Below are 10,716 nucleotides of genomic sequence, written 5' to 3' on the forward strand. Positions count from 1 at the left end.
TGGAAATTTGTTACACGCCTTAACAGCAAACGCCGATACTCTATCAAGACGGTATTAGCGTAGCTCGTGCCATGTGAGCGATAAAGAAAAGGCCATCATAAAGGCGGGGCGGATAGGGAATGTCATTCTCATCGTACTTCGGCGCCCTCATTGTCTGTGGGCCGCGCAGCTCATTGCTGCCGCCATGGAGGTCGACAAAGGCGTAAGCGTAGCCAAGCGAATTTATTTCGTCTTCAATACTACCAACGCGCGCCGCCGGTATGGGCGAGGTCCAAATGCCTTGCCACCCATCTTCGCCAACATAGGCGGTAAAACCGATCGTATAGAGTTCCCGCCCAAGCCAATCGGCGAGGAACACTCCATGCGGCTTCATTGTATTTGGCGACGGACTGAGCCGGATCGTCTTCCATGCGGGAGCTTCATAGTAGGCGTTCATCACATGGGCATTGTGCGCCCAGATGACAATCTTGCGCCCGGGGTAGCCTTGCTCGATTAGCCAGCGCAGGTTTTCGGCATTGCAGGCATCGCGCCGGTTCTGCATAGAAAGGCCTCCGTCGGTTGACGGTGTTACATCCGTGCCAAACCTTTCGTAAAGATCGGCACCGCGCGCGGCGAGGCTCTCAACCACGCGCTCCATAAAGCCGCTGCGTCGGGCTCCGACGATGTTCGAGAGTTCCGTCTTGTGAGCGCGTAGGAACTCCGCCGCCCTGGATTGCGCCGCTTCAAATCGCGTCAGCGTCTGGTGGTTGGGACGTAACGCCGCGCCGACTTCAGTCTCCCATCGCGCAACTGCGTCCTCATGCGCCTTCCCGAGTATTTCTGTAAGCTCAATCTCGAGCGCGTCGCGGGCTTCGGCATAACTTGTGAGTGGAATGAAAGACTGGATCAACGCCTCTGTTATTTTTTCTCCCTGCCTCCTCAGACTCTTGCGCTTGAGTGAGGCAATGTAGGTTCGGAGCTCGGCGGCAAAGTTCGTGAACGGAGATGACATTGCGGAATCGAATCCGGCCATAGCGATGGGGCGGGTCGTTGCGTGACTCTGCTGCGCATAGGAAAAGAGCGGGCGACACTCCTGGCTCCCCGACCAGTTGCGCATAATGCCGCGTTGCGCCGCCGCTGCTGGCTCCTCACCTGCGCGCAGGGCGGCCTCGACAAGCTCAACGTCATAAATTCCTGATTCCCAGATCACGACCTCGAAACTGAGTCGTTGGTGGAGAAACTTAATTATCCGGGCCTTTGCAGCGAAACAGCTTCCCGCGTTGTGGCTGGGTTCGCCCAATTGGACGACGCGGGCATTTCCTATCGCTGCCGCGAGAGGCTCTAGATCACCGAAGTCCTCATCCAGAGGATCAATTGTCCCGACAGCTTTTGCGTTAGTTACAAGCCAGTCTCGAAGCGAATATGTTGATTGCGACGCAGAGGGCGAGGCAAATCCAGATGCTCCCATCAGTGCAGTAGCGCTGATCCGGGCTATAATGGCACGTCGGTTCAAGGGGGCGGTAGAACGGGTCATGGGCATAAGGTAGGGGTGAATGGCAGGACGTAGCCAACGATTTTTTATTTCGGAAAGTTGTTAGAAATGCTAACAACTAAGGCATGCCAACCTTACCGCCCCTCGTAGCTTTTCGCGCCCTGGAAGCGGCGGTGCGGCATCGTAGCTATAGTCGCGCTGCAGACGAGCTGAATGTCACCCATGGCGCAATCAGCCAACAAATACGCCGGTTGGAGGAGCAATTGGCGGTACCTCTTTTCCAGAGGCGAGGCAACGAAATGGAGCCGCTGCCGGCAGCTTCCAGAATTGCGGTAGGCGTTGCGGCTGCCCTCGTTTTGCTCGGGCGCGTGATTGAGGAGGCAGGGCCAGGTCAGGGCCGCGAGCCTTTGGTTATCTCGCTGGAGCAGGGCTTCGCCCGGCGGTGGCTTTTGCCCCGCCTGATGCGCTTGTCCGCGGAGACGGGCGAACACGATCTCGATTTACGCCTTGAAAATCGGCTCGAGAACTTTGTTGGTGACGGTATCGACGGTGCGATACGTTACGGCGAAGGATCCTGGCCAGGACTTAAAGCCGAGCGCCTGTTTCCCGTCCGATTTTTCCCGGTGTGTAGTCGTGCGTTCATGCGATCCCGTCCGTTGGCGCACATTACGGATCTTTATAACTTGCCGCTTCTGCGGCACACACATCCTCTATGGTCATGGTCGCACTGGTTCCACGCGCTCGGATATCCGCCGGCCGCTAACGAGGGGATGATGTTCGACGATTCCTCCTTAATGCTCGACGCGGCGGCTGAGGGCGCTGGCGTAGCGTTGGCGCGCGATATTCTGGTTGAGGACGATCTAAAGAGCGGCCGACTGATCCGACCGCTCGGCGCGGAGGTAGAGAGCCCGTGGAGTTATTTCTTCGTTTGGCATGCCGATCGGCCGCGGTTGAGCAGAACGCTATGCCTGCGGGACTGGTTGCTTGACGAGGTTTCGCACGACCAAAATGTCTAGGGCGAAATGACTGTATCGAACCCCTTAACAGATATTGCCTTCGTCCGCTCGACGCGTTTAATTTTGCAATTCTGATGGCGTTACTGATAGTCTCTGACAGCGCCGGACACAAAAGCAAGCGAAAGAGGAGGACGTGCTCATGGATTTCCGCCTTATCAGGCCCGCGCTGCGACAGGCGATCGGTGCCGTGCCCTACGCGGTCATGATCGCTGTCTCCGTCCTGGCCACAAGCGTCGATGCCGCCGACCCACCCCCAGCCGCATCGCCCGGCCAGGCGCCGGCCTGGGCCCAGCCTGGCTCGGCCACGCATGTGCAGGTGGCACCCCCCGGCGACTTTCACCGGCCCACGACGACGGTCATGGAACCGATCGGCATTTTCGACGGGCAGTCGGATGTCGGAGGCCCCATGGTGGCCGGCAGCGCCAGCTTTGATCCGGTTGCAAAGGCCTATTCGATCACCTCGGCCGGCTACAATATCTGGTATACGCGTGACGAGTTCCATTATCTGTGGAAACCCATGTCGGGCGACGTGTCTCTGGCCGCCGATATCGCCTTCCCGAATCCGGGCTATGAGGACCGCAAGGCCGTCCTGATCATTCGCCAGAGCCTGGATGACGACTCGAAAGAGGCCATTGTCGCGTTGCACGGTGGCGGCATGATCCATCTGGCGCAACGTCCCGAAAAGGGCGCGCGCGTCAAGGACATGGAATATCGCATCGGCGGTCGCGGCCGCCCCGGCGGCGCCAGCCCCGATAGCCTCGTCCTCGTCACGGCGAAGCGCATCGGCATCGAAAAACACGGCGATTCCTTTGCGCTTTTTGTCAGCCTTGAAGGCGAACCGATGCACCAGTTCGGTCCACCGATCACGCTTCATATGGACGGGCCCTTCTATGTCGGCATCGGCTTCTGTTCGCACCTGCCCGACACAGCCGACTCAGCCGTGCTGTCCGAGGTGGTGCTCGACAATGCCGCCGGCAAGCTGAAATAGCGCCCGCCGTCTGTTTCCGTTTTACTCTTGTTTGCCGGACAGCGAACGACCACGCCCGTAAGGACCCTCTGTCCTGCCAATTATCCAGTCGCCTATGAGCCTGAAATACCCGTCCGTGACGCGCGTGTTGCTGCGGCTTCCGTCAGGTTTTTCAACAAACTCATACATGCCGTGGTCGGTGTCCGGGAACACGTAAACGTCGAACGGCTTCCCCTGTTTTTGGAATCCCCTCAACGAAGCCACCGTCTCATTTATTGGCGCTTCCCGATCTTTCTCGGCGATCGTCCAGAGCAGGGGAGTTTTCAACTGGTTCAAAACGGATGTTGAATCGTAGTTCCATATGATCTCCAGATTATCGAATACAGCGCGGCCAACGCGACGAAGATCGTTGTCGCTCATTCGCAGCATGTCTCCGCTATATTCCCCGTTGACCAGGCGGGCCCATTTTTCGACGCCGGCTTCCTTGCGCAGTTTATCCAGCACCTCGAAGCCAGATGTGAAATGTGACGAAACGATCTTTGCCGTGGCTTGCGACAATCGTTTTATCTGCGCTTTGTCGTGGTCGTTGAGCCCCAGGGTTTGCGCTTCCAAAAGCATTTGGTCGAGATCCTCGTCGATCGGCGAGGAGACCAGGCCAAATCCGACAGCGACAAAGTCGACCTTCGACCGCGTCGCTGCCAGGGGCGCCACCCAGCCACCCTGGCTTTGCCCCCAATATCCGGACCTGTCGAAGCGACCGCCGGCCAGGGTTTGGGCATGCTTCATCGCCGCCGCGGCGTCGTCAGCCAGCAGCTCGAAATTTTGCGTGTAAAACCCGCCGGATTGCCCGGTGCCCCTTTTATCATAGGTGAAGACCGTCACCCCTTGCGCCGCCAGCAAATAGGCGCGGTTATTGTCGATCGCCGGTTCGGTTTCCGAGCCATGGACCATCACGACCAGAGGCCGGACAGGGTGAGTACCTTGCCCCACCGGCTCAAGCAAATTCCCGACAAGAACGGCACCGGCCACCGGAATCTCTTCGCGCGTCCGTTTGAAATCTCTCTTCTCAAGGCGGATCTGTTCAGCGTTTTCGGTCTTCAGGACAACATATCCCGCCCCGCACGTGACGGGACTCGCTGGGGACAGCGTACTTCCGTACCGACCGTCCAAAATCAGATAGCCCATCCCAGGGGACGCTATCCAGTCCTTTGGCTCCAGTACCACAATATCCTGATCCGGCGCTCCGTAGGCGCCGGCTTCGCAATCAGCCCCGGCTGAGTGCGCCGGTGTGGCGGCTGCCAGGATGAGCAGTGCGGCTGTTATGACATGGCGCATGTTTTTTATTGAATGGCGCAAGATAGAATACTCCCCCGATCTTTTCTTTTGGCGCTCTAATTAACGAGCGAGTCCTTCGCCACCCTGGCAAGCCGCATATGTAAATCGTCGGCTGAGTACCATTCCCCATGGGTAAACACGCCGCGCACATCTGCCGCATTCTGGATATCGTCAAGTGGGTTTGCGCCAAGCAGAATAAAGTCGGCGCGTTTGCCGACTTCCACGGTGCCGGCGTGATCGTATTCTCCCAGGTATTTGGCTGGGTTGACCGTCGCCGCCTGCAGGGTTTCATAAGGCGTCAGGCCGGCTTTGACAAAGAGTTCCATTTCCTGGTGCTGGGCAAATCCCGGAACCAGTGCGCCGAAAGCGTCGGAACCGACCAGAAGGGGAACGCCTGCGTCGTGAAGCTCCTTGGTCAAGGTGAGCAGGCTCGAAATGTTATGATCGAAATGCGCCTTCAAACTTGAATGATCGCCTACGGACTGAAGGAAGGTCGAAAAAACAGGGACGAGACCGACGCGGTATTCATTCTTGTCTTTGTCCAGGCTTTCGCGACGCATGCTTTCCGGCAGATATTTGAGCCGCGGATCGTTGGCGAGCGCCGCAAAGGACTCATCCGAAATATAGGTCGGGATTATGGAATAGATGACGATTGTCGGGTCCCAATATACACCGGATTTGGCAACATCCTTCACGACTTCAGCGCGGTAAGCATGGTCTTCCAGGCGGGAAATATTGTGATAGTAGGCCGTCAGGAAATGATTGATATTTCCGGGTTCTTCCACACCGAATTTCGCCTCTTCGCCGAAAGTCGCATCGCGCGATATGTAGAGCAATTCCTCGATATGCTCGACGCAATCCATGCGAAGCGTTTGGGACAGTGGCATCATATGCTGGCCATGCCCCCGTATACGGAAGCCGCGTTGGCGTGCGCCGGTGATCAGGGCGTCATAGAGCTCCGGTGAAAAATCACCGTGAATCTTGATGGCGTCGAAGTGGCGTTCAGTGGCTTCCTGCAAGGTCTTGTTGACGTCATCCAGTGACTTGACGTTCCAGCTTTCAAGTTGCGGGCCGCTGACCAGATAACGAGGACCATCCATAGTTCCCGCCGCCAGGCTGGCGCGCAGGGCGAGGTGGTCAATTTTGCCGTCACCGTCGGCCAATCCCATATTGAAGACGGTTGTGACGCCGGACGCCAGGTTGAGGTCGAAAAAATCTTGCGGCGGCATGCGCAGATGGACGTGCATATCCGACAATCCGGGCATCAGATATTTTCCGCTGCCGTCGATATGTTTTGCGGACCGGTAACGGCTGGCTTTGCGGCCCTTTACGATCGCAACTATTGTGCCGTCGCGCACCACGACAGACATATCGGGTTGCGCGATTTCCCGGGTCATCGGGATGACGGTGACGTGGTCAAAAACGAAATCCGCATGCTTTTGCGGAGCTGCGTGAACGCCGCCTGGCAGGCCTCCGACCATAAGAAAAAGCAATGCAATGCGTAGCGTTTGTAACATGAATATCCAGCCCCTCGATCTTGTATGAAGTTCGTCCGGTTGGTTCCAATTTACTGAAACCTGCAGTTGCTCGACCATCCGTACGCCTTCTTGCATATTGAAGAGGCGACAACGGGCCATATCGGATGCAAAAAAAAGTATTAAACTTTTGTAATTTCACGATTTGATCGCCCCCGGCACATCGAATGCCTACGAAACGGGGCCTTGCGGAGTAGCGGTATTATTGCCGCGGGGGTCGTGATCCCTGGCAATGTCGTGGACGCCGGCATCACAATTTTGGCTTGCATTTTCTTTCGTGAAGAGTCGGTGACGGCATACCAGGCTTTTCGTGACCAGATGCGATCGGACCCGGATGTCCTGCAATGCTATTCCGTCGCGGGGCAGTATGATTTGTGATGGTCGTCACGGCACCGTCTCTGGAGGCCTATGAGACGTTGGGAGAGGCCGTACTTACGTCAAATCCGGCTCTGCGCCGGTACGATAGCTATGTGACATGGTCTACCGTCAAGTTTACGACGCAACGGCCCGTCTTCGCTACGCCCTAGAGTCTGGATGCGTTTGACCGCGTTTCATCAGCACGAAATCCAGGTCGATTGACCGGATTAATTTTGCAATCCTTATGGCGTCACCGAAATTTGCGTTCCTCTATATCGAACGTAAGACGAAATATTTGCGTGTGCATTGGCATATCGCTCGATTTCACCGATGAGGCCCATGTCACCGGCGATGACGGAACAGGGCTCAGCGGCTAGGGTCCTCGCTGTGAAATGCCTGTAGTTTAATGTGTCAAATATGGCATCTTAAGCGATGAATTTGAGCTTAACGTGCCATTATTGGCGTGTTATATGCGTTATAGAGGTTCGCTTCCTTCACCGGCTGTTATCATATCTTGCATATAAGATGTCAAATGTGGCATGTTAATGCCCAAAATTCCCTCTAATGTGCCAGATATGTCCACTAATCCAGACCGCATCATTGAAAGCGTAAGCCACCTGGAAGCGCAGCTCGGCGAGCGTCTTGCCAGGCTACGGCTAAGCCGCAACCTGACGCGCGACCAACTCGCAAAGGTAACCGGGGCGTCGTCTCGAACCCTTGCCCGGCTGGAAGCCGGCGAAGGCGCTTCCCTCGACTCCTTTATCCGGGTGCTCCTGGCCCTCAATATGGAATCGAACCTTCTGGCCATGCTGCCAGACCCGGTCGTCCGACCGATCGAACGGGTCAAGCTGCAGGGGCGTGAACGTCAACGCGCGCGGCCCATACAGGCCGAGACCAAGCCCGCTTCCGAATGGGCATGGGGAGATGATGACGAATGACCGACGCCCACGTCCGCCTATGGGGCAAGAATATCGGTGCAGTCAGTTGGCTCAGCGATCGTCAGATCGGTGTCTTTCAGTATGAACCCAACTTCCTAGCCAGCGGCATCCAGCTTGCGCCGGTGACGATGCCGCTGATCGCCGATCCTTACGAGTTTCCGAGCTTGTCGCGGGATGCTTTCAAGGGACTGCCCGGCATGCTCGCAGACTCCTTACCTGATAAGTTCGGAAACGCTCTGATTGATGCGTGGCTTGCCCAGCAAAGCCGCTCTGCCGCCAGTTTCAATCCGGTCGAACGCCTTTGCTACATAGGAACGCGCGGCATGGGTGCTCTTGAGTTCCACCCGGTCATTGCCCAGGACCAAAAGGGGTCGCGCGCCGTCGAGATCGATGCCCTGGTCACCCTCGCCAACCTGGTCCTGAACAACCGGCAGCAATTGTCCGGCGTGCTCACCGGCAAGGACGACCATGAAACCTTGCAGGACATCCTGCGTGTCGGCACCTCCGCCGGCGGCGCAAGAGCGAAGGCCGTACTCGCCTGGAACCCCAAGAGCGGGGAGTTTCGGTCCGGACAGATCGAGGCCGGCGAGGGCTTCACCTACTGGCTTGTGAAGTTCGACGGCATCAGCAACAACAAGGACAAGGAACTAGCCGATCCTCAGGGCTTCGGGCGGATCGAATACAGCTTCTATCTCCTGGCCAAGGCCGCCGGCATCGACATGACCGAGTGTCGCCTACATCTGGAAGGGGGGCGCGCCCACTTCATGACCCACCGGTTCGACAGGGCCGAGACTGGCCAGAAGATCCACATGCAATCCCTGGCGGCCATGCGCCACTACGACTTCAATGCGGCCGGCGCCTATTCTTATGAGCAGGCTGTTGAAACCATCCGCATGCTTGCCCTGCCGCAGTACGATATCGAGCAGCAATTCCGTCGCGCTGTGTTCAACATCCTCATCCGAAATCAGGATGACCACGTCAAGAACATCGCCTTCCTGATGAACCGGAAAGGCGAGTGGCGTTTGTCGCCGGCCTTTGATATCTGCTACGCCTATAATCCGTCCGGCCCCTGGACCAGCATGCACCAGATGAGTCTCAACGGAAAACGTGACGGCTTCCATCTGAGCGACCTGCTCGATTTCGGCGAATTCTGCGGCTTGAAGCGGCCGCCCGCCGAAAAGCTGGTCCGCGAGCTTCATGACGTGGTGGAAACCTGGCCCGATCTGGCGCGTCAGGCCGGCGTCGATGACGACAGCCTCCGGCGCATACGCAACACAATGCGCCGCGAACTGGTGCTACCGATTCCGGGCGAACGACAGGCGCGCCGGGGAAAGGCACTTGAAGCCTTCGCTTTGTCGGTACGTGACACCAGCGGAAGGCCTGTTGTCGGGGCGGAGGTTGTACTTCAAGCCGGCAATGGCACGACGATCGAAGGGACAACCAATGCTTTGGGCCTTTGTCAGATAGATGTGCCGACCAAGGGCCCCTTTACCCTTCTCATCGCCCATGGAAATCATCCGGGCGAGATCGTCGATAGGGTCGACCCAAATTTGCCTGTATCGATCGTCGTCCGGGATGAGGCGGGCACCGGTTCGCTGATCGTCCATTCGACCGGCAACATACCGGGCCTGGCCGGTCGGCTGAACCCTATCCTGGATACAAGCAATCGCACCTATCTCTATGCCGACAACATAGCGATCGACAGCGGAAAGCCTCAGCCGACACCGTTTACAGTGGACGAGCCCATCGAGTTGGAAGATGCGTCAGGCGAGCATATGCGCGTCACCGTCCGACATATCGCCAGCCGGACCGCGCTGTTGGACTATATGCGCCACGACGGCGAATAGTCTTGGTCGTTTGAAAGACAGATAGGGCCCGCAGCATTCAATTGAACGTATCCGATTCCGCGTTCGGACGGGCTATATGTTGGGGCTTGCCGTTGTGCATGACGACAAGTTCCACCTTAGTCGGCTCGGGCAAGACCAACCGCATGACGCCCCGGCTTCCGGACTTTTCACTCGTCCATCGAAAGGCGCCACTATTCAATGTCAGAGCGGGTGCTTCTTCATCACGGTAGTGATAGCTGACACCGAGCGAAACCTGTTCCGGAGCGAACCCGCTCCGAGTCCTAATTTCAATCTCGGCCCCCGCCTGTTTCTTGTCATGGCGCGTCAATTCCGCGATCGGCAACCTTACGAACCAGACCAGGGCCGCGCCAAAATCCTGGACCGGACCTTCGGCTCTCAAACCGTAAAGTCGGAGCAATTTGTCCAGGCTGCCATGAAAATCAGTCACGCCTTTCAGGTCGAGTTTGACCGCCGAATAGTCGATCACCTTGTGGTCCTGCTGTCCGGCGATCTGCAATCTGTGCTCGACCGTTTGGTTCAGACTGTTCCCGTTGAAGTCGGGCCTGTCGAAAACCGTGTGGTGCGATCCGTCGCCCTTGGCGAATTCATAATCGCCGTCGGGGAGGGAGAGGGCGTCCGCGAACAATTGATCCAACAGCGCCTCAGGCGTGACCCCAATGTCGCGAAGATTGATCGTCCCGGAACGTACAAAATCGGAAGCTATGCGTGGCGGTTCAGTCTGCCGGGGCACGGGATTGAAATCGAGCCGGCCACGGTACAAGTGCCATGTCTCCCCCTTCTTCAGTGCCACATAGGAGAAACGTAACAGCTCGGCTGTCCGGTCGATCTCCGTAAGGGCAGCGAAGAAGGCGGCAACCTGACTGAGGTTGTGATCCGGTTGAATGATGGCGTTCATTGGCGATCCGTCTCGGGACACCTCCGTTGCCCTTAAACTCGTGGGCGACACGAGTCTAACGGAGTGGGAAGTTTGCCCGACATACTTACGGGGACCATTACTTGGAAAGGCCAAACCGTCAACCTGATACCGAATATGAACCGGATCAGCTATAAGTAGCGACAGTTGCTGAAAAACCCCTGACAGCCATTACGTCCATACCCCCCTGTTCGGGGGTTGTCGGATCTTCATATTACAGCATTTGTAAATATTAACCCGTTGTTAATACGGCTAAAACCGACGGGGCTGGGGGAATTCCCATCTGACAATAGGTAATAAATTACCTTTGGATTCG

At 57.0% G+C, this 10,716-nt stretch carries 8 protein-coding genes; 4 read left to right on the top strand and 4 right to left on the bottom strand.

Going from position 1 to position 10,716, the window contains the following annotated elements; genetic code table 11:
- Window positions 1-43: 43 nt before the first annotated feature.
- Window positions 44-1,513, bottom strand: coding sequence for an erythromycin esterase family protein (locus AC1DXO_RS10695; RefSeq protein ID WP_476978125.1), 1,470 nt, complete (start codon window positions 1,511-1,513; stop codon window positions 44-46).
- Window positions 1,514-1,596: 83 nt separating this feature from the next.
- Between AC1DXO_RS10695 and AC1DXO_RS10700 the strand changes: the two genes are divergently transcribed.
- Window positions 1,597-2,487, top strand: coding sequence for a LysR substrate-binding domain-containing protein (locus tag AC1DXO_RS10700; RefSeq protein ID WP_476978126.1), 891 nt, complete (start codon window positions 1,597-1,599; stop codon window positions 2,485-2,487).
- A gap of 139 nt (window positions 2,488-2,626) precedes the next feature.
- The gene (locus AC1DXO_RS10705) at window positions 2,627-3,475 is read left to right on the top strand and encodes a hypothetical protein (protein WP_476978127.1); all 849 of its coding nucleotides are present in this window, start codon (window positions 2,627-2,629) and stop codon (window positions 3,473-3,475) included.
- Between the two features lie 21 nt (window positions 3,476-3,496).
- Here AC1DXO_RS10705 and AC1DXO_RS10710 read toward each other — a convergent pair whose 3' ends face one another.
- Together AC1DXO_RS10710 and AC1DXO_RS10715 are read right to left on the bottom strand one after the other, a co-directional pair.
- Complete coding sequence (locus AC1DXO_RS10710; RefSeq protein ID WP_476978128.1) at window positions 3,497-4,810, bottom strand: alpha/beta hydrolase family protein; 1,314 nt, start codon at window positions 4,808-4,810, stop codon at window positions 3,497-3,499.
- Between the two features lie 35 nt (window positions 4,811-4,845).
- A complete protein-coding gene (locus AC1DXO_RS10715; RefSeq protein WP_476978129.1) occupies window positions 4,846-6,384 on the bottom strand; it encodes an amidohydrolase family protein in 1,539 nt (512 codons plus the stop codon).
- Window positions 6,385-7,256: 872 nt separating this feature from the next.
- Between AC1DXO_RS10715 and AC1DXO_RS10720 the strand changes: the two genes are divergently transcribed.
- Together AC1DXO_RS10720 and AC1DXO_RS10725 are read left to right on the top strand one after the other, a co-directional pair.
- A complete protein-coding gene (locus tag AC1DXO_RS10720) occupies window positions 7,257-7,619 on the top strand; it encodes a helix-turn-helix domain-containing protein (protein WP_476978130.1) in 363 nt (120 codons plus the stop codon).
- A complete protein-coding gene (locus AC1DXO_RS10725; protein WP_476978131.1) occupies window positions 7,616-9,466 on the top strand; it encodes a HipA domain-containing protein in 1,851 nt (616 codons plus the stop codon). Before AC1DXO_RS10720 ends, AC1DXO_RS10725 begins: the two co-directional genes overlap by 4 nt.
- Window positions 9,467-9,503: 37 nt before the next feature.
- On the opposite strand, the gene AC1DXO_RS10730 is transcribed toward AC1DXO_RS10725, so the two are convergent.
- Window positions 9,504-10,382, bottom strand: coding sequence for a hypothetical protein (locus tag AC1DXO_RS10730; protein WP_476978132.1), 879 nt, complete (start codon window positions 10,380-10,382; stop codon window positions 9,504-9,506).
- Window positions 10,383-10,716 lie beyond the last annotated feature (334 nt).

The organism is Asticcacaulis sp. P2_C5 (assembly GCF_056404555.1).